The organism is Bradyrhizobium sp. NC92 (assembly GCF_025200865.1).
GTDB lineage: Bacteria > Pseudomonadota > Alphaproteobacteria > Rhizobiales > Xanthobacteraceae > Bradyrhizobium.
Genome location: NZ_CP104171.1, coordinates 1,991,243 through 2,012,674 on the forward strand (window position 1 = coordinate 1,991,243; position 21,432 = coordinate 2,012,674).

24 protein-coding genes are annotated in these 21,432 nt (G+C 65.0%); 18 read left to right on the top strand and 6 right to left on the bottom strand.

Annotated features, from left to right (window positions below):
- Positions 1–101 precede the first annotated feature (101 nt).
- The gene (locus N2602_RS09290) at positions 102–1,616 is read right to left on the bottom strand and encodes an ATP-binding protein (RefSeq protein WP_260382455.1); all 1,515 of its coding nucleotides are present in this window, start codon (positions 1,614–1,616) and stop codon (positions 102–104) included.
- 244 nt (positions 1,617–1,860) lie between these two features.
- Here N2602_RS09290 and N2602_RS09295 point away from each other — a divergent pair, with 244 nt between their 5' ends.
- Complete coding sequence (locus N2602_RS09295) at positions 1,861–2,445, top strand: LysE family translocator (protein ID WP_172786975.1); 585 nt, start codon at positions 1,861–1,863, stop codon at positions 2,443–2,445.
- Positions 2,446–2,469: 24 nt separating this feature from the next.
- Here N2602_RS09295 and N2602_RS09300 read toward each other — a convergent pair whose 3' ends face one another.
- The 5 genes from N2602_RS09300 to N2602_RS09320 form a co-directional block, all read right to left on the bottom strand.
- On the bottom strand, positions 2,470–3,534 hold the full coding sequence (locus N2602_RS09300) for a ketopantoate reductase family protein (RefSeq protein WP_128263912.1): 1,065 nt from the start codon (positions 3,532–3,534) through the stop codon (positions 2,470–2,472).
- Between the two features lie 1,015 nt (positions 3,535–4,549).
- Positions 4,550–5,185 carry a MarR family winged helix-turn-helix transcriptional regulator gene (locus N2602_RS09305; RefSeq protein WP_172786973.1) on the bottom strand — a complete coding sequence of 212 codons (636 nt, stop codon included), beginning with the start codon at positions 5,183–5,185 and terminating at the stop codon, positions 4,550–4,552.
- Positions 5,186–5,999: 814 nt separating this feature from the next.
- Positions 6,000–7,325: a flagellar protein export ATPase FliI gene (gene fliI, locus N2602_RS09310; protein ID WP_260382456.1), complete on the bottom strand. Its 1,326-nt coding sequence runs from the start codon at positions 7,323–7,325 to the stop codon at positions 6,000–6,002.
- A gap of 36 nt (positions 7,326–7,361) precedes the next feature.
- The gene (gene flgF, locus N2602_RS09315; RefSeq protein WP_260382457.1) at positions 7,362–8,090 is read right to left on the bottom strand and encodes a flagellar basal-body rod protein FlgF; all 729 of its coding nucleotides are present in this window, start codon (positions 8,088–8,090) and stop codon (positions 7,362–7,364) included.
- A 3-nt stretch (positions 8,091–8,093) separates the two neighbouring features.
- Positions 8,094–8,882: a DUF1217 domain-containing protein gene (locus N2602_RS09320; RefSeq protein ID WP_260382458.1), complete on the bottom strand. Its 789-nt coding sequence runs from the start codon at positions 8,880–8,882 to the stop codon at positions 8,094–8,096.
- Between the two features lie 142 nt (positions 8,883–9,024).
- On the opposite strand from N2602_RS09320, the gene motA reads away from it, so the two are divergent.
- The 17 genes from motA to N2602_RS09405 all read left to right on the top strand — a co-directional run bounded on the left by motA (position 9,025) and on the right by N2602_RS09405 (position 21,316).
- Positions 9,025–9,921, top strand: a complete 897-nt coding sequence (motA, locus tag N2602_RS09325) for a flagellar motor stator protein MotA (protein ID WP_172786969.1) — start codon at positions 9,025–9,027, stop codon at positions 9,919–9,921.
- Positions 9,918–10,859, top strand: coding sequence for a flagellar motor switch protein FliM (locus N2602_RS09330; protein WP_260382459.1), 942 nt, complete (start codon positions 9,918–9,920; stop codon positions 10,857–10,859). The genes motA and N2602_RS09330 overlap by 4 nt, the downstream gene beginning before the upstream one ends.
- Positions 10,840–11,154 (top strand): hypothetical protein, encoded by a 315-nt coding sequence (locus N2602_RS09335; RefSeq protein WP_172786967.1) that lies wholly within the window; start codon positions 10,840–10,842, stop codon positions 11,152–11,154. The genes N2602_RS09330 and N2602_RS09335 overlap by 20 nt, the downstream gene beginning before the upstream one ends.
- Positions 11,155–11,229: 75 nt before the next feature.
- Positions 11,230–11,604 (top strand): flagellar motor switch protein FliN, encoded by a 375-nt coding sequence (fliN, locus tag N2602_RS09340; protein ID WP_172786966.1) that lies wholly within the window; start codon positions 11,230–11,232, stop codon positions 11,602–11,604.
- Positions 11,605–11,606: 2 nt separating this feature from the next.
- Positions 11,607–12,647 (top strand): flagellar motor switch protein FliG, encoded by a 1,041-nt coding sequence (locus N2602_RS09345; RefSeq protein WP_172786965.1) that lies wholly within the window; start codon positions 11,607–11,609, stop codon positions 12,645–12,647.
- Between the two features lie 13 nt (positions 12,648–12,660).
- Entirely contained in the window at positions 12,661–13,746 is a 1,086-nt protein-coding gene (flhB, locus tag N2602_RS09350; protein ID WP_260382460.1) for a flagellar biosynthesis protein FlhB, read from the top strand.
- Positions 13,747–13,810: 64 nt separating this feature from the next.
- The gene (gene flgB / locus N2602_RS09355; RefSeq protein ID WP_172786963.1) at positions 13,811–14,212 is read left to right on the top strand and encodes a flagellar basal body rod protein FlgB; all 402 of its coding nucleotides are present in this window, start codon (positions 13,811–13,813) and stop codon (positions 14,210–14,212) included.
- Positions 14,213–14,223: 11 nt separating this feature from the next.
- Positions 14,224–14,640: a flagellar basal body rod protein FlgC gene (flgC, locus tag N2602_RS09360; RefSeq protein WP_172786962.1), complete on the top strand. Its 417-nt coding sequence runs from the start codon at positions 14,224–14,226 to the stop codon at positions 14,638–14,640.
- A 2-nt stretch (positions 14,641–14,642) separates the two neighbouring features.
- Entirely contained in the window at positions 14,643–14,972 is a 330-nt protein-coding gene (locus tag N2602_RS09365; protein ID WP_172786961.1) for a flagellar hook-basal body complex protein FliE, read from the top strand.
- An 18-nt stretch (positions 14,973–14,990) separates the two neighbouring features.
- Positions 14,991–15,779: a flagellar basal-body rod protein FlgG gene (gene flgG / locus N2602_RS09370; protein ID WP_172786960.1), complete on the top strand. Its 789-nt coding sequence runs from the start codon at positions 14,991–14,993 to the stop codon at positions 15,777–15,779.
- A gap of 13 nt (positions 15,780–15,792) precedes the next feature.
- Positions 15,793–16,269, top strand: a complete 477-nt coding sequence (gene flgA / locus N2602_RS09375; RefSeq protein ID WP_172786959.1) for a flagellar basal body P-ring formation chaperone FlgA — start codon at positions 15,793–15,795, stop codon at positions 16,267–16,269.
- Positions 16,266–17,396: a flagellar basal body P-ring protein FlgI gene (gene flgI / locus N2602_RS09380; RefSeq protein ID WP_260382461.1), complete on the top strand. Its 1,131-nt coding sequence runs from the start codon at positions 16,266–16,268 to the stop codon at positions 17,394–17,396. Before flgA ends, flgI begins: the two co-directional genes overlap by 4 nt.
- Before the next feature lie 67 nt (positions 17,397–17,463).
- On the top strand, positions 17,464–18,228 hold the full coding sequence (locus tag N2602_RS09385) for a MotE family protein (RefSeq protein ID WP_172786958.1): 765 nt from the start codon (positions 17,464–17,466) through the stop codon (positions 18,226–18,228).
- A complete protein-coding gene (flgH, locus tag N2602_RS09390) occupies positions 18,229–18,930 on the top strand; it encodes a flagellar basal body L-ring protein FlgH (protein ID WP_172786957.1) in 702 nt (233 codons plus the stop codon). It begins immediately after the preceding gene.
- Positions 18,931–18,963: 33 nt separating this feature from the next.
- The gene (locus N2602_RS09395; RefSeq protein ID WP_172786956.1) at positions 18,964–19,407 is read left to right on the top strand and encodes a flagellar basal body-associated FliL family protein; all 444 of its coding nucleotides are present in this window, start codon (positions 18,964–18,966) and stop codon (positions 19,405–19,407) included.
- Positions 19,404–20,144 (top strand): flagellar type III secretion system pore protein FliP, encoded by a 741-nt coding sequence (gene fliP, locus N2602_RS09400; RefSeq protein ID WP_128263897.1) that lies wholly within the window; start codon positions 19,404–19,406, stop codon positions 20,142–20,144. The genes N2602_RS09395 and fliP overlap by 4 nt, the downstream gene beginning before the upstream one ends.
- A gap of 263 nt (positions 20,145–20,407) precedes the next feature.
- Entirely contained in the window at positions 20,408–21,316 is a 909-nt protein-coding gene (locus N2602_RS09405) for a flagellin (RefSeq protein ID WP_172786955.1), read from the top strand.
- Positions 21,317–21,432: the final 116 nt, after the last annotated feature.

Below are 21,432 nucleotides of genomic sequence, written 5' to 3' on the forward strand. Positions count from 1 at the left end.
GAGCCCGCCTCAAGCGGGCGTCTCGAAGGATGGCCGCAGGGAAGAATTCTAAAATGCTATAGCCCTGCGCAAGGCGGGAGCGCATCTCAGTCGTGGTAACATCAAGCCGACGCCGCGCTCGCGACCTGCTCCACCGGCTGATCATCTCCGTTGGGATCGCCCGGCGCGGTTGCCCAGGCGAGCTCCACCAGCGTCACGATCCGGCGTCCGCCGCCGTCGAGCTGGACGACGATCAGGCCCTGCTCCTCCATGTAACCGAGCAGGCGTTGCGCGCGGCGCAGCGAGTGCGAGCCGTAGGCGCGGGCGATCGCGGCATCGCCGGGGCAGGGCCAGCCTTCCTTCGCCGCGCGCGCGATCATCATGAACACACCCTGCATGTCGTCAGGCAGGATCGAGGCGCGCAGCGACACCTCCTGCCAGGCGTCGTCTTCGGTGAGATCCGCCCCCAGCCCGGCGCGCGCATGCGTCAGCATGCGCCGGAATTCGTTGAGATCAGGGACTGCCGCCCCTAAGCCCTCGATGCGGCAGCGGACCACGAACTCCTGATAGAGCACGCCGATCGCGCGGAAGCCGGCATCGGGCTCGGCCAGCACGGCACGCAGCGTACGATCCACGCGCTCGCGCCGCTCGGCGAGCTCTTCGGCGCTGATGGGAGCCTCGACCGCCTCTGGCCGAATCTCCGGCACGGCGGCGGCCTTCGCCGCGCGAAGTTGTTCGAGCAGATCCGGCGCCGGCCGGCGTTGCGGCCGGCTGGCATCGGGCGGTGGCGCGGCGAGGATCACCGCGCGGGCGTCTTCAAGCGTGGCCTCCGGCAGCGGCATCAGCCGCGGCGTCGAATTGCGCGGGCTCGTCTCGGTCGGGCCGATGTTGAGACGCAGCGGCCGGCGCGACAGCGCAGGTCCGAGCGCCATGAACTGGCCGCGCTCGAGATCGCGGAAGGCTTCGGCCTGCCGCCGCTCCATGCCGAGCAGGTCGGCGGCGCGCGCCATGTCGATGTCGAGGAAGGTGCGGCCCATCAGGAAGTTCGAGGCTTCCGCCGCGACGTTCTTGGCGAGCTTGGCGAGGCGCTGGGTCGCGATGATGCCGGCAAGCCCGCGCTTGCGGCCGCGGCACATCAGATTGGTCATGGCGCCGAGCGAGAGTTTTCGGGCTTCGTCCGAGACTTCGCCCGCCACCGCCGGCGCAAACAGCTGGGCCTCGTCGACAACGACCAGCATCGGGTACCAATGATCGCGGTCGACGTCGAACATTCCGCCGAGGAAGGCAGCTGCGCGCCGCATCTGGTTCTCGGCATCGAGGCCTTCGAGATTGAGCACGGTGGAGACACGATGTAGCCGTGCGCGTTCGCCCGCGACCTGAAGGCCGCGCTCGGTGTGGTCCTCGGCCTCGATCACCAGATGGCCGAAGCGCTCGGCCAGCGTGACGAAATCGCCCTCGGGATCGATGATGGCCTGCTGTACCCAGGGCGCGCTCTGTTCCAGCAGCCGCCGCAAGAGATGCGACTTGCCGGAGCCCGAATTGCCCTGCACCAGGAGACGGGTCGCCAGCAGTTCCTCGAGGTCCATGGCGGCCGCGGCGCCCGCCGTGGTCTGCCCCATCTCGATCGCAACCGTCATGTCCCCGACTCAAGTCCCCGTCATTCGCGGACAGCGGCTTATCAATCCAGCGGTGGCGCGTCGAGCGCTCCAGCGCGAATCAGGCGGTGTTGCCCACGTCAAAACCGGAAAGTATTCACTGTGAGCGGCAGGAACCCGGTGCCGAACGGCGTCGGTTCGCCGACGATGGGGCCGCATCGGCGATCGCTCGGCCCGAAATGACGCAGATCAAGATCAGCGGGGCCGAGACCTGCTATCTGGCCGCATGACGTTTCTGACCTTCTTCACGGCGACCTATTTCCTGCTGGCGGTGCCGGGGCCGACCAACACCCTGCTCGCGACATCGGGGGCCGGAGCCGGCATCTCGCGATCCCTTCATCTGCTCGCGGCGGAGCTGTGCGGTTATCTGCTGGCGATCGCGGTGCTGCGGCTGGCGCTCGGTCCGGTCATCAGCGACATCCCGATTGCAGCGCTGGTGCTCCGCGTCGCCGTGACGATCTACATCCTGTGCCTCGCGGCCATGCTCTGGCGCGTCAACACGCGCGAGCTGCGCGACGGTGCTGCGGTGACGTTCGGTCAGGTGCTGCTGACGACCCTGTTGAACCCGAAAGCATTGGTCTTCGCGTTCCTGCTCCTGCCGCTTGGGGCCGGCCCGCTCGAACTGGTGCCGTGGCTCGGCGTGATCGCGCTTCAGATTCTCACCGCCGGCGCCGCATGGATCATTCTGGGCGCAACGCTCGGACGCGGCGCGCGTCGCCTCGGGCGCCCTGACCTCGTCACGCGCACCGGCGCGGTCACGCTGGTCGCGGTGACCGGCCTGATCTGGCTGCAATCGTTCCTGATCGCCTGAGCGCCGACGTCGCTTGAAGCGGCGCTACTGCGCGCCGGAGCCGCCCTGCACGATCTTCTCGTTCAGCTTCTGGTCCACGGTGTCGACGGTGCGGTCGATCTCGGCGTTGGGCACGCCGAGCTGGTGCGAGATCAGCTTCACCAGGAGGTCGACGCGCTCGATGAAGGGCGCGCCGCTCGCGACCGCGCGCGCGGCCGATGACGGCTTGAGCAAGCTCTCCGCGGCCTTGGCATATTTCGCGAACGGCACCTGGTCCTGCGGATCGGCGCCGAGGCGGCGGGCGATCGCGTCGACATGGTCGTAGATCGTCTGCGAGCGCTTGAGATCGCCGTGCACCGCATCGCGGATCGACTGCGGCTCGTTCGGCGTGATGCAGCGGTAATTGCCGGTGAGCAGCATCGACCATTTCGCCAGCGGCACGAACAGGGAATCGAACACTTTCAGTTTCACCGGCACGTCGTGGCCGTCGAGCGTCACCGCGTCGATGTCGGCCTCCAGCTCGCGCAGCAGCTTGTTGTGCTTCTCGTCGGCGAAGACCGACGCCTTGAAATTGGTGGGCAGGCCGACATGCAACACGTTGGCGGCTTCTTCCGGCGGACGGAAGGCCTGCGGGTCGGGCGAGCACAGCGTCACCAGCCCGGGCTCGAACCGCTCCCACACCTGCGCATTGGTGTAGGCCTCCTCGAGATCCATGTCGGCGAGTGCCGGAATCCGCTTCAGATAGGGCAAGGGCGGCATGTTCATGATCGACAGGCACGGCAGCTTCGCCGCGGCGATCTTGACCATGAGGACGCGCACCGTGTGGTTGGTGTATTGCGGCTCCTGCATCGCGAGGCCGACCAGATCGTAGCGGGAGAGGTCGACATTGGCCGGCGTCACCGCATCGAGCTTGCCGGGGAGGTTGCGGGAGAAGATCGCCCGGTGCACCGCCTCGTCACGCAACTTGATGCGGACCTCGGTACCGTCGCGGTTGATTAGCTCCGCCGTCTTGGCGCGGCAGACCAGGGTCACGTTGTGCCCGGCCATCAGCAGCTTCGTGCCCAGCAGGGAGCCGTAAGAAGCCCCGAGAATCAATATGTTGCGCGCCATGCTCCGTCCCTTTGGCAATGTGTGTGATTTTTCGGCCCCGGCCGTCATCCGCGGGGCGCGTTGGAGGGCATGTAAAGCGAACTGCGGAAGGATGGCAACTGGGATAATGCATACAAGGCGAGGCCGGGCTCCCGCCGCGCTCGCCGTCCCGCCCTTGTCCGGGACTGCGCTCCAACGCGCCTGCGCGATCGCTCCTGTTTCGCCCGCCGTCAAGTTGGTAAGGCAAAATATTCCTCTTTACCGAAATTCGGAAATATCGTATGTCTCACCACCTTGAGGGGCGATCGCGTCGTCGTCATGTTCGTGAGCCGGGGCTTGCGGTGGACGCGGCAGCGTCGGGCGCGAGAGGTGCGGGCAGGGAGGGTAGTCCCCGGTGAGCCCGCGGCCGCGCGCGGACGAACGGCGCTGCTAGGTTTCGTCTCGTCTGTAAGTTTCCGGCTCTGTCGACGGAGTTGGAAAAACTGCGGCGAAATGGCGGGCCGCGCGTACGGCAAAACCGTGTGGTCCTGGCCGTCGTTGCTACGGTCAAGCCTTGGCGAATGTGACATTGGCGTCAACCGGCGTCGTGTTAGCGACTTTCGCGAAGGTGAGGGAGGCCAGAAGGAATTCGGCTCCCGGGAGAGCGCGGCATAAGCCGTCCGGCCATCGCGCAGGGAAGGCCGAGTGTTTGGCTACACCTGTATGCTGCTGTGCGGTTCTTTCTGCGTGTGCTTTTCGCGCAGCGGACCGCGGGTGCCAGTCGGCACCCGGTCTTCCCTGCGCCCTCTTGCCTATGAGGGCGGCGAGACCAGTAAAGCTCGGGCGAAATGCGCCGCGAGGCTGTGAAGGCGTGTCTGCGTTCAAAATGCCAGGTGGAAGAGCGAAGCTGCACCCACATACTCCGTCATTGCGAGGAGCCCTTGCGACGAAGCAATCCAGAATCTCTCCGCCGAAAGACTCTGGATTGCTTCGCTTCGCTCGCAATGACGATGTTGATGGAGCGCATGCCGCTCCTTGGCGGCCGATCCGCTGCGCCTCAGCCCTGGCTCGCCACGCGGTCGCGGTCGAGATGCTGCTCGATCTTGGGACGGTCACGCGTGCGCTCGAAGCTGGTGCAGAGCAGCTCGGTCTCCTCGAGCGAGATCGGAGCACGATAGAGCCGGCACATGAACTCGGCGTTTCCACGTCCCTTGCCGGTGCCCGGGCCGCGCTCTGCGAGAAACATGCAGTCCCGGCAGATGCTCGCTTCGAGCCGCTGATGGGCCGCATCGAGGTGATTGAGGATCTCGCGGAGAGAGTCGCGCAGCTTGATGCACTCGTCGGTCCCGAGCGCCGTCACCGCGTTCACCACGTGATTGATCGGATCGTGCTGGCTCAGGCATTTCTCGCCCTGGGACGTGACATTCAGGACGACGGAACGCTTGTCCTCGTGCGACGGCTTTCGCACCAGGAACGACTTGCTCTCCAGAGTCTTGACGATCTGCGATGCAGTCGCTCGTGTGGCGCCGATGAAGCCGGCCAGCGCGGACGGCGTGCGCGAAAACCTGTTGGCGCGCCCGAGAAAGCGCAGCGCCATCCACTCCCGATCGCGCAATCCATGCTGATTGCCCTCGAAATACCAAGCCCTCGCCGCCTGAACCAGCAGCTCGACGGCTTCCCGCGCCAATGGCATGAATCTACCTCGTCCCCGGAACTTCGTCTGCGGCGTCCCGAAGCCGCTTTGCGCCCTGAGTGTCAGACGAGCATGTCGGATCGAACTCTTGCACAAAGGCACGGATCGCAACGCGCTCGACCTGGGCGGATGAGCGTCGCATCGTCCGGAGCGAGAAGCCGTATCGCTGATGGCATGCCGACAGCGTCGTCGTCGCGCGGGAGCTCGGGTTGCCGTCGCCGGCGAACGGTGGACCGGAATAGCTCAACCGAAGCCCCCAAAAGTTCAAGTCACAAGCAGACGTTTCTTCTACTCAACCAAAACGATGGATGAGCTTCTCAACAAAATCAAGTAGAGACCCTCTCGCAGACTGGATGTCGTTGCAGGCGAATGTAACGTTCAAGACAATTTCACTTCCAGGGACACATGATAGTGAACGCAATACGCTGCCCCGCGCGCAACATGCACGCAACTATACGACGGTTTGATTGCACGGCACGTTGTTGTCTGGCGTTGATGCAAATTGATCGAAGCTTGTGCATCACCACGGTGTTTGGCGGCACGTCATCCACAACTTGTGCGTTCTGCCGAGGAATCGTCGAGGGAACTCGTTGGAATTACACGTGACGGTTGTTCCCGCACTGCTTGCAGATCGACCCTTCGATTGCTTGCATCGCGTTTGCGGGCTTGTGCTCACCTGAACGGGTGAATTCGCTCAAGAGAAAAATCGGCGACCGGTGTGCATGCGCATGCGCTGGAAGCGTAGCGACATGCGCAATCTCCTGTCGAAAACCACGGCCACGGCGCGCGGCAGGCGCCTCGCCCTCTCAATCCGTCAGTCGCCCTTGAGCATGTCCCGAAGCTCGCGGAACGGATCGGCGCTCGGCGGGGCCGACGCGCCTTGCCGCATCGCGCTGTAGATTCGCGGGACCATCTCGACCGCCTGGTCGAGACTCGAATCACGTCCCGGCTGATAGCCGCCCATCAGGCGAAGGTCGCGCGTATCCTCGTATTTCGCGATCATGGCGCGCAGCTTGCTCACCAATTCGCGCTCCTCCGGGTCCCAGACGTTGTGGGCGAGGCGGGAGACCGAGGCCAGAACGTCGACTGCCGGATAGCGCGCCTGGTCTGCGATGTGCCTGGAGAGCACGATGTGCCCATCGAGCGTGCTGCGGATGGTGTCGGCGATGGGTTCGTTGTGATCGTCGCCGTCGACCAGCACGGAGAAGATCCCGGTGATGGTGCCGGATCCCTCCTCGCCCGGGCCGGCGCGCTCGAGCAGGCGCGGCAGATCGGTGAAGACCGTCGGCGCGTAGCCGCGCGCCACCGCGGGCTCGCCGGCGGCGAGCGCGACCTCGCGAGCGGCGTGGGCGAAGCGGGTGATCGAATCCACCATCAGCAGGACCGATTCGCCGCGGTCGCGGAAATATTCGGCGACCGCCATCGCCGTCTTCGGCGCCAGCCGCCGCATCATCGGGCTTTCGTCGCCCGTCGACACGATTGTGACGGCGCGGTGACGGTCGTTGCCCAGCACGTCCTCGATGAACTCGCGCACTTCGCGGCCGCGCTCGCCGACCAGGGCCAGCACGACGGTGTCGAAGCCCTGGCTGCGGGCGAGCATCGCGAGCAGCGTCGATTTGCCGACACCCGAGCCGGCAAAGATGCCGACGCGCTGGCCGGCGCAGATCGGCGCGAACAGGTCGATGACGCGCACGCCGGTGCGCAGCGGCTTGTGCACGCGTGCGCGCTTCATGGCCGACGGCGCTTCGGTCTCGGCCGAGACCGCCTGCGACCCTTGCGTGAGAGGCCCCAGTCCGTCCAGCGGCGCGCCGAGGGCGTTGATGACGCGGCCCTTCCAGCTCGGATCGGGCGCAAAGGACAGAGGCGGCATGCGGGAGGCGACCGAGCCGAGCCCGCCTGCGAACTGCCGGTCGAACGGCTTGGCAATGATGCCGTCGCTGTCGATCCGCACCACCTCGCCGATCTGGCGCTTGCCGCCGCAATCGACGCCGATGAGCTCGCCGAGCCTGACGAAGCGCGACAGGCCGGAGACGCGGAAATGCGTCGGCGCGATCTCGGAGATCGCGCCGCTGACGCTTGCCAGGGGAGTGCTCTGCTGAAGCTCCAGCAGCGCCCACTCGAGTTGCCGAAGAGCGTTCAAGGAAACCGTCCAACCTTATTGCGCACGCGGCACACTCTACTTGCCGGGTTCGCCGAGCGTCCGGATCGCGTTCTGCAGCGAGCTCTCGGTGCCCTCGATCATCGAGTTGGTGCCGTCGAAGGCGCGCGAGGCCGCGATCAGCTTGGTCAATTCCATCATCGGATTGGCGCCGGAGCCCTCGACATAGCCCTGCTTGAAGCCGTCGCGGGAGAAGTCCGCGATGGCGGTCGCGGGCCGGTCCGGCGTCACGCCGGAATTGCCGTAGCGTTCGAGATTGGCGTCGGCCGGGATGCTGAACAGGCCGATGGTGCCGATCTCGTTGTTGTCCTGGATGATCGCGCCGCTGCGCGCGATCGAGATCGGTCCGCCGTTCGGGTCGAGCGTGATCTGCGCGCCGCCGGAATCGACGACCGGAAAGCCGCTCACGGTCTGAAGATCGCCGTTGGGGGCGATCTGGAGCCTTCCGTCGCGCGTGTAGACCGTGCCGTTCGGACCGGCGAAGGCGATCCAGCCCTGGCCGACCACGGCGACGTCGAGCGGGTTGCCGCTCTCGGTGATGTTGCCCATCTCACGCGAGATGATGGAGTCGCCGGGCGAGGAGAACGCCACCGGCGTCGGGCCCGCCTTGGACAGCACGGTCTCGAACTTCACCACGTCGGTGCGGAACGCCGCGGTGTTGACGTTGGCGACGTTGTTGGCGATCGTCTGCAGGCGCTTTTCGAGGGCGACCTGCGCCGACAATCCCACATAGAGAGCCGATTGCATGACTTACCTGTTGAACTTGATGTTCTGAAGCGTCGCCAGCACGTTGGTATCCATGCTGACCGACGTCGCGGCGCCGGCGATCAGGACCAGCGCGGGATTGGTCGAGCTGTCGTTCTGGGCCTGGGTCGCATCCCACATCGCCGCAAAGCGCTGCACGAACTTCGTCACCTTGGCCGGGTCCTGGAAGTCGGCGAGATTGATCTTGTCCGCGATCATCTTGGCCTGGGCGTCGATGTCGGCCGAGCTGATCGTCGCCGGCAGGCCGAGCGCGGTCTGCACCACCTGCGTCAGCGCCTTGTCGGCCAGGACCTGGTAGGCGGTCGTGATGGTGGAAGCCTTGCGGGTGAAATACAGCGCCAGCCGCAGGCCCTCGTTCTGGTCCCCGGCCTTCTCCTCCATCGTCTGCGTGACGAACTGGGTCGCCGTCCCGGTCGTGGCCGCGGCGGTCTGAGTCGCCTTGTCGCCGAGCGCGGCGAAATTGAAAGCGGTTGCGAATTGCCGGTAGCGGACGTCGGTCAGCTTGTTGGCGAAGGCGTCCTTGCTCGCGACCCCCTCGGTCAGCACCTTGCGCATGAACGCTTTGGCGTAGGTCATGTCGCTGAGGCCATAGGCCTTCATCGCATAGGAGTAGAGACGATAGTCCTTCAGGAAGTCGTCGATGGTCTTCACCTTGCCGATATGGCTGAGGAAGTAGTCGGTCTCGCGGCTGACATCCGGCTGCTGCGCGACCTGCGTCAGCGACTTGCCCATGTCCTTGGTCAGCCTGGTGTAGTCCGCGATGGTGGATAGCATGACACGCGCCCCTCTGGCGCCGTTTGCGACGCCGCTTCAAGCTGCCGCCAATTGCTTGCGCGGGGCTGGCGACCTCGAAGCCAGCTTCGCGCAAGCGTCGCCGACTAGGTATTCCCGGTGGGATCGGCGATGGAGCGGCGCGTTGGGCAGTTTCGTGGGGATTTTCATCACGGTAGCGGCGCTGCTCGGCGGTTTTGCCGCCATGGGCGGGCATTTGGCCGTGCTCATGCAGCCGTGGGAATTCGTCATCATCATCGGCACCGCGGTCGGCACCTTCATCGTGGCCAATCCGTGGAAGACGGTCGTCGACAGCGGCGTCGCCTGCATGCAGGCCATCACCAACGCGGTGCCGGGACAGCGCTATTACCTCGACCTGCTCGGCGCGCTGCACGCCTTGATGCGCGAGCTGCGGGGCAAGGGCCGCAACGAGGTGGAGGCGCATATCGACGACCCCTCGAACTCCGAGATCTTCAAGGCATTCCCCAGCGTGCTCGGCGACCCCTCGCTGCTCCAGTTCATCTGCGATTACGTCCGTCTCATCATCATGGGCAATGCGCGCACGCACGAGATCGAGGCGCTGATGGACGAGGAGATCCACACCATCGTCAAGGGCAAGCTGGCTCCTTACCATGCACTGGTGACGGTGTCGGAGGCGATGCCGGCCCTCGGCATCGTCGCTGCGGTGCTCGGCGTCATCAAGGCGATGGGCGCGCTCGATCAGTCGCCGAAGCTGCTGGGCGGCTTCATCGGCGCCGCTCTCGTCGGCACCTTCGCCGGCATCTTCCTGTCCTACGGCATCATTTCGCCCTTCGCGATCAAGATCAAGATGATGCGCGAGAAGAAGTGCCGGCCCTACATCATCGTCAAGCAGACGCTGTTGGCGTTCATGAACGGCGCCATGCCCCAGATCGCGGTCGAGCACGGCCGCAAGATGATCTCGAGCAGCGAACGTCCCTCGATCGACGTCGTCGAGAACGAGACGATCGCAGGTCCCAAGGCCGTCGTTGCCGACGCTGAACCCAAGGCGGCGCGCGCATGATGATGGAAGACGCCGAAGTCGATCAGCGCAAGCAGCTGCCGAACTACCTGCTGGACGCTGCCGGCATATCGATCGACCGTATGCCGATGCTCAATGTGATCTTCGATCGCATGGCGGCATCGTGCACCGACAGCCTGCAGCCGATGGCCGGAACGCCCTGCTATTTCTCGGTCAACGGCATCACCAACGATCCGCTCGGCGACATCATCAAGGACTACGAGGGCAACGCGGTCGGGGCCGTCCTCTATGCCGAGCAGTGGGACTCTCGCGTCATCATCATGCTCGACCGCGACTTCGTGTTCACGATGGTCGAGGCGATGTTCGGCTCCGACGGAGCGGAACCGCCGCTTGACGTCGAACGCACGTTCTCGAACATTGAGATCCGGCTGGTCCAGGCGCTGTTCGAGCGGTTCGCCAAGGCGCTGCAGGGCGCCTTCGCCGGAACGTCCAACGTCACCTTCCGCGTCGAGCGTGTCGAGACCGCGATGGCGTCGCTGGCGATCGGACGCGCCAGCAACATGTCGATCTGCGCGAACATGATGGTGCAGGCGCTCTACCGCGGCGGTCAGATGTTCCTGATCATTCCGCACTCCGCGCTCAACCCGCTCAGGCAGAAGCTTGCAACCGTCACCGCCAGCGACGGCCGCACGACCGATCCGCGTTGGCGCGAGCAGATGGAGAGCGAGGTCCAGCGTACCGAGGTGACGCTGAGCGCGGTGCTCGACGAGAAGATGATCTCGCTCGAGGACGTCGTGAAGTTCAAGGTGGGGCAGGTGCTGGAGCTGGAGGCCACGCCGCGCACGCTGGCTCGCCTCGAGAGCAACAATCAGGTGCTGTTCTGGTGTCAGATCGGCCAGCTTGATGGCTATTACGCCATGCAGGTGTCCGATCCCGTCGATCAGAAGCGGGAGTTCGTCGATGATATCCTATCTCGTTGATGCCGTGCTGCTGATCGCGCTCGCCTTCACCAGCATGCGGGTGACCCGGATGCACCGCGAGCTGGCGCGGTTGCGCAGCTATCAGGGCGAATTCTCGACCATCGTGCACGAGACCGCGGGCGCCTTCGACACCGTGATTACCGCGGCGCACGATTCCACCGCAAATCTCGGACGCCTTGCCAACGTGCTGAGCACGAAGATCGATCAGGCCCACGAGGCGATCGCGGCGCTCGACGCGCGGAGCGGGCTCGCACCAATCGCGACGGCGGCGACCGCCGATCTGAACAAGCATTGAAGCGCGAACCGGCAGAAGAATACGACCGGAACGCCGCGGCGCTCCGGCAGCGGAAATACCAAGAGGCGATACCACATGGCGCAATCCTTCGACTATGAGTCTGCATCTGCATCGACTGAGGCCGAGACGTCACCGCTCGAACGCCTGGCCGAGATCGCCCAGCGCACGGCCGAGGAGACCGGCAAGTTCGCCAATGTCGACGCTATCCTGCGCATTCCCGTCACCATGCAGGTGGTGCTGGGATCGGCGACCATTCCGGTGGCGAACCTGATGAAGCTCGGACGCGGCGCGGTGGTTCCGCTCGATCACCGGGTCGGGGAGCCCGTCGATGTCGTCGTCAACGGCCGCATCGTCGCCCGCGGCGAGGTGGTCGTCGTCGAAGAGGACAATTCCCGCTTCGGCGTCTCGCTCACGGAGATCGTCGGGCCGCTGGGGCAGGGTGATACCTGACCATGGCGGCACCGGTCGGCATCGCTCCCGTCAAGCAGCGAGGCGTTACCACGCTGGGCGGCACGGAAAAGGTCGCCGCGCTCCTGCTGGCCATGGGCCGGCAGGCGGCCGCGAGCGTGCTGCAGCAGTTCGAGCCGCAGGAGATCCGCATCGTCACCAAGGCGGCGGCGGAGCTGCGGCCGATCACCGCGCAGGAGCTCGAGGGAATCGTCGAGGAGTTCGCCCAGCAATTCTCGATGGGCGCGAACATTCTCGGCACCCTCGGCGGTCTGGAGGCCGTGCTCGGCGACGTGCTTCCGGCTGATCAGGTTTCGGCGATCATGACGGACCTGCTCGGCAATTCGAGCCGCTCTGTGTGGGACCGCGTCTCGTCGGTGTCGGAAAATTCGCTGGCCACCTATCTGTCCAAGGAGCATCCGCAGACCGCGGCGCTCATCCTGTCCAAAGTCAAGCCGTCCTGCGCCGCCAAAGTGATGAGCCAGCTGCCGTCGAGCCTGCGCAACGAGTTGATGCGGCGCGTGCTCAGCCTCAAGCCGATCGTTGATGACGCGATGAAGGTCCTCGAGAAGACCCTGCACGAAGATCTGACGTTGAATTTCGCCCGCAACCTCGGCGCCGACACCTACGCTCGCGTCGCCGACATCATCAACAAGATGGAGCGCGGCCACATCGAGGACATCCTGAAGAGCCTGTCGGAGAAGCGTCCGAAGTCGGCCGAGGTGCTGAAGGAGTTGCTGTTCACCTTCGACGACGTCATCAACCTGGCGCCGAAGGCGCGCACCATGATCTTCGACCAGGTTCCGACCGACCGCATCGTGGTCGCGCTGAAGGGCACCGACAAGCATTTCCGCGAGGTGATCCTGTCCGCGGTCGCCTCGCGCGTCCGCCGCGTCGTCGAGGCCGAGCTCGCGATCGGCGAACCGTCGAACCAGCGCGACGTGCTCGAGGCGCGCCGTGTGATCACCGACCTCGCACTTGACCTCGCGGAGAAGGGCGAAATCGAGCTCAACCCCGACCAGGAGGATGAGCTGGTCTTCCGCTGACCGCTGAACGGGCATGGCAGAAACATCCGATCAGGAGAGCAAGACAGAAGAGCCGACCGAGAAGAAAGTCCGCGATGCGCTCGAACAGGGCAAGATTCCGGTCTCTCGGGAGGCCTCCATTTTCGCCTCGATGGCCGCGCTGATGGTGATCCAGGCGTTCCTGATCGGCCAGGGCGTGCAGCAATTGACGCCGACCCTGAAGAGCCTCCTCGACGATCCCGAGGGCTTCCCGCTCTCCAGCGGCGCGGACGCGCAGAACCTGCTCACCGTGGTCGGCCTGCAGGCCCTGCGGTTCCTGGTGCCGCTGGTCGTCATCCTCGTTGTGTTCGGGCTCGCCGCCTCGCTGCTGCAGAACGCGCCGCGCTTCGTGCTCGAGCGCATCAAGCCTGACCTGTCGCGAATCTCTCCCGTCAGCGGCTGGAGCCGTTTGTTCGGAACGCAGGGCCTGATCGAGTTCGCCAAGTCGCTGTTCAAGCTTGGTGCGGTGACCGCCGTCGTCGCCTTCGTGCTGCGCGCGTCCGAAGCGAAGGCATTCGAGGCGATGTACACCGATCCGGTCGCGCTGCCGGAGATGATCCTCAACATCGCGATGCGCATAGTCTCGGCGATCTGCATCGCCACCATCGTCCTGGTGGCGATCGATCTCGCCTGGGCGCGCTTCCATTGGCGGCGCGAGCTGCGCATGACCAAGCAGGAGATCAAGGACGAGCACAAGCAGGCGGAAGGCGATCCGTTGATCAAGGCGCGCCTGCGCTCGCTGGCGCGCGACCGTTCGCGCCAACGCATGATCGCCTCGGCCTCGCGCGCGACGCTGGTGATTGCCAACCCGACGCACTTCGCGATCGCGCTGCGCTACAAGCGCGAGGAAAGCGCCGCGCCGCTCGTCGTGGCCAAGGGCATGGACGTGATCGCGCTGAAGATCCGCGAGGTCGCCGAGCAGAACCGAATCCCCGTCATCGAAAACAGGGCGCTGGCACGCGCGCTCTACGAGGCGGTTCAGGTCGATCAGGTGATTCCGGCGGAATTCTTCCGGCCCGTCGCGGAGATCATCTACTTCCTCCAATCCAAGCAGGCGCCGCGGCCCGAGAACGTCCGATAGATTTCCGCGGATGGTGCTTCGCGCAACAGCTTGACGAAAGCTTAACGCCCTAGGCTCGTCCCGAATGGATCAGAATGGGGCCGTCGTGGGACCGCTTTATCTCTTCGAACTCGCATCGTCGCAGGCGCGCTATCTCGAGCTGCGTCAGTCGACCATCGCCACCAACGTCGCCAACGCCAACACGCCGGGCTTTCGGGCCCGCGACGTCGAGCCGTTCAACAAGGTGCTCGACGGCATGCCGGTCAGGCTTGCGACGACGTCGCCCTCGCACATGCAATTGTCCGCAGCCGAGACCGATACGCGGGCGACCGCGAAGAAGGACAGTTGGGAAGTGGTTCACTCCGGCAACTCCGTCAGCCTCGAGCAGGAAATGATCAAGGGCAACGACGTCAATCGCGACTATTCGATGAACGCGGCGATCGTGCGGTCGTTTCACCGCATGGTCCTGTCGAGTGCAAAAGCCTGAGGTGAACTGAGATGCTGGACTCACTGAGCGCCTCTCTGACGGTCGCAAGCTCCGGGCTCGAAGCGCAGTCGACGCGCATGCGCATCGTCTCGGAAAATCTCGCGAACGCCACCTCGACGGGACGCGCCGCCGGCGCCGATCCGTATCAGCGCAAGACCATCACCTTCGACGCCGCGATGGACCGCGCCTCGGGCGCGCAGCTCGCGAAGGTCAAGGAGATCGGAGTCGACACCACGCCCTATCGGGTCGAGTACGATCCGGGGCATCCCGCCGCCGACAAGGCCGGCTACGTCAAGCTGCCGAACGTGAACATGATGATCGAGATGGCCGACATGCGGGAAGTCAACCGCTCCTATGAAGCCAATCTCCAGGTCGTAAAGCAGGTGAGGTCCATGCTCGGCATGAGCATCGACCTCCTGAGGAGCTGACCATGCTTGAAGCGATTTCATCCACCGCGATTTCCGCAGGGCAAGCGGCGAGCCGCGCGACGGAGACGCAGGCCGTCTCGCCTGCCGCGAGAACGTCTGTCCAGGCCGGTGACGATGTCGGCTTCGAATCGGTGATGAAGCAGGTGACGTCCGACGCGATCGGGACGCTGAAGGCGGGCGAAGCCGCATCGATCTCGGCAATGCAGGGCAAGGAATCGACGCGCCGCGTCGTGGAGGCGCTGATGTCGGCCGAGCAGGCCCTGCAGACGGCGGTCGCGGTTCGCGACAAGGTCGTGCAGGCCTACCAGGAAGTCGTTCGGATGTCGATTTGATCTGAAGGAGTGAGACAAGTGAAATCGCTCGCCATTGCGGCCACGGGCATGAACGCCCAGCAGACCAACATCGAAGTCATCGCGAACAACATCGCCAACATCAACTCGACGTCGTACAAGCGGGCGCGCGCCGAGTTCACCGATCTGTTCTACCAGATGGACCGCATGCAGGGCGTCGCGAACACCAACGGCTCCTCGCCGATTCCGGAAGGCGCCAATCTCGGCCTCGGCGTCAAGTCCGCGGCGATCCGCAAGCTGCACATCCAGGGCGCGCTGACGCAGACCGGAAACCCCTACGATCTCGCGATCAACGGCCGCGGCTGGTTTCAGGTGCTCGGCCCCAACAACGAGGTGCAATACACCCGTGCGGGCTCGTTCAACACCAATGCCAACGGCCAGCTCGTCACCATTGACGGTTACCTGCTGGACCCCGCGATCACGGTGCCGCAGGGAACGGTGGAGGTCACCGTCAATGCCACCGGCCAGGTGTTTGCCAAGCTCGATACGGAAGTGAATCCGCGGCAGATCGGCCAGCTCAACCTCGCCAATTTCGCCAACGAAGCAGGCCTCGAGCCGCTGGGCGGCAATCTCTACAAGGAGACCACGGCGTCCGGCACGCCGGTCGTCGGGCTGCCGGGCGATGCCGGCTACGGCAAGATCAACCAGAAATATCTCGAGGCCTCGAACGTCGACCCGGTCAAGGAAATCACCGAGCTGATCTCGGCGCAGCGTGCCTACGAAATGAATGCCAAGGTCATCCAGGCCTCGGATGAAATGGCCCAGACGGTCTCGAAGGGCATGCGCTAGTTCCGGTGTCTCGATGTTGAACAGGGTGGGCCTGATCGTGCGCGGGTTGGCCGCCGTACTGCTGGTACTCGTCGCGGCGCGGGGCGCCGCGGCCGAGGAGAAGCGGCTTCCCGTGCCGGCCGTCTCGATCCGCGCCGGCGAGCTGATCCGCGAAGAGATGATCACCGAGCGCGCCTTCGCGCCGAGCCTGCTCGGCGTTGCCATGTTCATCGAGGGACGTCAGGTCCTGGTCGGCCGCATGGCGCGGCGCGCGCTGTTGCCGGGCCAGCCCATTCCAACCAATGCGGTGGAGGATCCCTGGACCGTCGCGCGCGGCGCCATGGTCAAGGTCGTGGTCGAGGACAGCGGCCTGTCCATCGTCACTTACGGCTCGGCGATGCAGTCGGGTGCGGCCGGTGCGCTGATCCCGGTGCGCAACACGGACACCGGCGTGATCATCAGGGGCGTCGTCCAGCCGGACGGCACCGTCAAGGTCGTGGACGGGTCATGACCAGACTCCTGCTTGCGCTCATCCTGCTGGTGTCTGCCGCCAGCGCCCAGGCCGCCGTCCGCATCAAGGACATCGCGGACATCAAGGGTCTGCGCGAAAACCAGATCGTCGGCTACGGCCTCGTCATCGGCCTCAATGGCACCGGCGACACGCTGCGTAACGCGCCGTTCACCGAACAGTCCCTGCAGTCGATGCTCGAGAACATGGGCATCAACGTCAGGAACGAGACCACGAGCACGAACAATCCCCCGCGGCCGACCACGCTGCGCACCCGCAACGTCGCAGCGGTGATGGTAACGGCGGACCTTCCGCCTTCGATCGGGCCCGGCGAGCGCATGGACGTCACCGTCTCGTCGCTCGGCGATGCGACGTCGCTGCTCGGCGGCACGCTGGTGATGACGTCGCTGCGCGCGGCGGACGGCGCGGTCTATGCAGTGGCACAGGGCGCGATCACGGTTGCCGGTTACAGCGTCGGAGGCCAGGCGCAGAACGTCAGCCAGGGCACGCCGACGGCCGGACGCATCCCGAACGGTGCGCTGGTCGAACGCGAGGTGCAGGGAAGCCTCCACGAGATGGAGTTCCTGGTGCTCCAGCTGAAGAATCCCGACTTCGTCACCGCAACGCGCATCCTCGACGCCGTCAACCGCTACGCCGGCGGTCGCTACCGCGCGCAGATCGCGTTCGAGCGCGACTACCGCACCATCGTGCTGTCGAAGCCGCGTCATGTCGGCCCTGTCCGCTTCCTTGCCGAGATCGGCGAATTGGTGGTCGAGCCGGACACGCCGGCGCGGGTCGTGATCAACGAGCGCACCGGCACGGTCGTGATCGGGCGCGACGTGCGGATATCGACCGTTGCCGTGACCCACGGCAATCTGACGGTTCGCGTCACGGAGATGCCGGTTGTGTCGCAGCCGGCGCCGTTCTCGCGAGGACAGACGATGGTCGTCCCGCAGACCGTGGTCGAAGCCAACGAGGCCGGATCGCAGGTGGCAATCCTGAGCGGGGTCGATCTCCAGCGCCTGGTGCGCGGGCTGAACCAGATCGGCCTCAAGCCATCAGGGATCATCGCGATCCTCCAGGCGATCAAGACGGCAGGCGCGCTGCAGGCCGACGTCATCGTGCAATGATGCGCAAGCGTCGTGCAAGCTTGGTCGCTCAATGCTCAGGTCTGAAGCGAGAATCGCACGCGGCCCGATGCTGAAGCTGTATCACAAAGCCAAACTACTCCTGCTGGCCGCGGCAACAATGCTCGCGAGCGTCTCGCCGGTGCTCGCCCTGGACGAGGCCAAGCCCTCGAAACCGCTCAACCTGCTCTCCTTCGCCCGTGCTCGTGCGGGCGGACCGCAGAAGCCGCAGCCGCCGGCCACCGCGACACCTGGCGAGAATGCGTCGGTCCGGGCCACGGCATGGGCGGCTGAAGATTCGGGCCCCGTCGTCACCGGCGCGGTGCCGGCTCCGGAAACGCCGACACCTGCGCCCGCGCCGGTCCGTCCGGCCAAGCCCGGCAGCGTCACGGCGCCGCCGAAGCCTGCGCTGCCGCAGGCCGCGCCGGCTCCCGACAACGAAATCGCCCTGTTCTGCAGCAACGTCGCCGATCCCGCCGTCGACGCAAGGCTGGCTTGGCAGCTCAAGGAGCTCGAGAAGGCCGAGAGCCTGCTGCGCGAGCGCATCGCCGAAGTCGAGGCCAAGCGCGTCGAATACGAGAAGTGGATGGCGCTGCGCGACGACTTCCTGAAAAAGGCCGAAGCCAGCGTCGTCGAGATCTATTCGCGCATGAAGCCCGAAGCTGCGGCGACCCAGATCGCCGGCATGGCCGACGAGACCGCCGCCGCCGTGCTCGCCAAGCTCAGCCCGCGCAGCTCGAGCGCGATCTTCAACGAGATGGACACGGCACGCGCGGCGCACCTCGCCGACCTGCTCGGCGGCATGCGTCGCGTGGACGACGGAAAGAGCAAATAGATGAACAAGCCGATCCTCTCCCTCCTCGCGGCGTCCGTGCTCCTGGCCGGGTGCTATCATGATCCGGCCGAAGTCCTGATCGGTCCGCAGATGTCGCCCGTCGGCAGCGGCCTGCGGATGCAGGCCGATCCGATCCCGGTGACGCCGCGCATGCGCACGCCCGTCAGCTACCGCTCCACCTGGGACGACGGCACCGATCTCTACCGCGATCCCCGCGCCCGCCGCACCGGCGACGTCGTGACGGTGATAATCTCGATGCAGGACAAGGCCAAGCTGGACAACAAGACCGGCCGTTCGCGCGATTCGCAGGTGAAGTTCGGGCTCGACTGGCTGATGGACGTCGCCGGATGGAAAGACACGGGTTCGGCCAACGCCAATCTCAGCACCAACACCCAGATCAAGGGCAACGGCCAGATCGACCGCACCGAAGACATCAAGCTGTCCATCGCGGCCATCGTCACCGACGTGCTGCCGAACGGCAACATGATGATCAGCGGTTCGCAGGAATTTCGCGTCAACACGGAGATGCGCGTGCTCAACGTCGGCGGCATCGTACGTCCGCGCGATATCTCGCGGGCCAACACGATCTCCTACGACAAGATCGCCGAGGCGCGCGTGTCCTATGGCGGGCGCGGAAATCTGTCGGACGTGCAGCAGCCTGGATGGGGACACCGGATCTATGATGCCGTGGCACCGTTCTGAGACCGGCACCGCGTCGCGATGGCAGGGGACGCCATGCGCCTGATCGCCGCCATCGTCGTGCTGACCCTGATCGCGATCGGCGCGGGCGCGGTTGCCGGCCTGCATCTGATCGCAACCGCCGAGCGCGTTGCCGACGCGAAGAAGAGCGCCACCCCGCCGCCGATCGCGTCGAGCTACGCCGGCAGCGCGCGGCTCAGGAAATTGTCCCCGATCGTGACCAATCTCGCCGCGCCGGCCAACAATTGGGCGCGCATCGAAGCCTCGATGGTGACCGACAGCATGAGCGACGAGGATGCCGGCATTCTGGCCGCCCATATCAGCGAGGACATCGTGACCTATCTTCGGTCGGCGACCGTTACCCAGTTCGAGGGATCGCGCGGGCTCCAGCATCTGCGCGACGACCTGACCGAGCGCGCCAATATCCGCTCGTCGGGCAAGGTCCGTGAATTGATCATCGAGACGCTGGTGATCCAGTGAGGGTGAAAGTCCTGCTGCTCGCGCTGGTTCTGGTCGTGCTGCCCGAGGCGGCGCTGGCCCAGATTCCGGACCTGAATTCCCTGCTGCCGCCCGGAAACGGCTCGACCAGCGGCCGGATCATCCAGCTGATGGCGCTGATCACGGTGCTGTCGGTGGCGCCGGGGCTGCTCATCATGGTGACGAGCTTCACGCGATTTGCGGTGGCGTTGTCGTTCCTGCGCGCCGGTCTCGGCCTCCAGACCACACCTGCCAACCTGGTGCTGATCAGTCTCGCGCTGTTCATGACCTTCTACGTGATGGCGCCGACCTTCGACCGGGCCTGGGAGAGCGGCGTCCAGCCGCTGATGAAGAACGAGATATCGGAGGAGGAGGCCTATCTGAAGATCACGGATCCGTTCCGCGAGTTCATGCTGGCCCATGTCCGCGACAAGGATCTCCAGACCTTCGAGGCGCTCGCCGCGGAAAGCTTCCGCAGGAAGTTCGACGACAAGCGGATCGATCTGCGCGTCATCATTCCGGCCTTCATGATCTCCGAGCTCCGGCGCTCGTTCGAGATCGGATTCCTCATCATCCTGCCGTTCCTGGTGATCGACATGATCGTGGCGACGCTGACCATGTCGATGGGCATGATGATGATGCCGCCGACGATCCTCGCGCTGCCGTTCAAGATGCTGTTCTTCGTGCTGATCGACGGCTGGAATCTGCTGGCCTCCGGCCTGGTCCGCTCGTTCTCGTGAGCGCCGCGATCGCCGGCCGGCCGTTATGGTTAAGCGAAACGCACTGGTTATGGTTAGCGGGGCGTAATGTTAACCATATGATTTCACTGTTGAATTCAAGCCCATCTTAATCCGGAAGCAAGATTCGGCGTGCTAGCAATGCGGCACGGCGGGTTGGACCCATACTGATCGGTCCAAAGGCATGATGCCGCCCTTCCGTACCGGTGAAAGCCCGGTATGTCCCCTCGTGAAAATGTAAACGCGTACATAAAGGGACATTCGCAATGTCAAGCCTGCTTACGAACTCGACCGCCATGACCGCACTCCAGACGCTGCGGTCTGTGGGTTCGCAACTCTCCACCACGCAGAACCGGATCTCCACCGGTCAGCGCGTGGCCACCGCTTCGGACAACGCCGCCTATTGGTCGATCGCCACCTCGATGCGCGCCGACAACGCCGCGCTCTCCGCCGTCTCCGACTCGCTCGGTCTGTCGGCTGCGACCGTCGACACCGAATATACCGCTCTGACCACGGTCATCGGTGACAAGGACTCCGGTCTGACCAAGCTCCAGTCGCTGCTGGTGCAAGCCAAGACCGCGGGTATCGACCGCACCAAGATCCAGGCGGACGTCACCCAGATCCAGCAGCAGATGAAGAGCACGGCCAATGCCGCGACCTTCAACGGCATCAACTGGCTGAGCACGACGACCGGCACCACGCCGACGAGCTTCAGCCTGGTGTCGTCGTATTCTCGCGTCGGCGGCACGCCCACCATCGGCTCGATCACCGTGACGACCGCCAACTACACGCTCTACTCGACCACCCAGACCGGCATTCTGGACACCGTGGCCGGCAGCGCCTCGGTCGACACGATCAACATCTCCGCGCTGACGGACTCGGCAGCCGACCAGACCACGCTCGATGGCTACATCGCGCAGGTCACGACCGCCATCAACTCGGTGGCCGCGTCCGCCGCCAATCTCGGTGCCGTCAAGAACCGTATTTCGACCAACACGGAGTTCGTGAAGTCGCTGATGGACTCGGTTGACCGCGGTGTCGGCCAGCTCGTCGACGCGGACATGAATGCGGAATCCACCCGCCTTGCCGCGCTTCAGGTTCAGCAGCAGCTCGGCGTTCAGGCGCTTTCGATCGCCAACAACAGCAGCCAGAGCATCCTGTCGCTGTTCCGCTAAGGCTTGGATCATCGGGGGAGGGCCGCGCTTCTCGCGAAGCGCGGCCCTTTCGTTTGGCGTTACGCTGCGCACGCCGTCATTTCGGCTGCCAGTTGCAGGCAGAGCACAGAGCCACA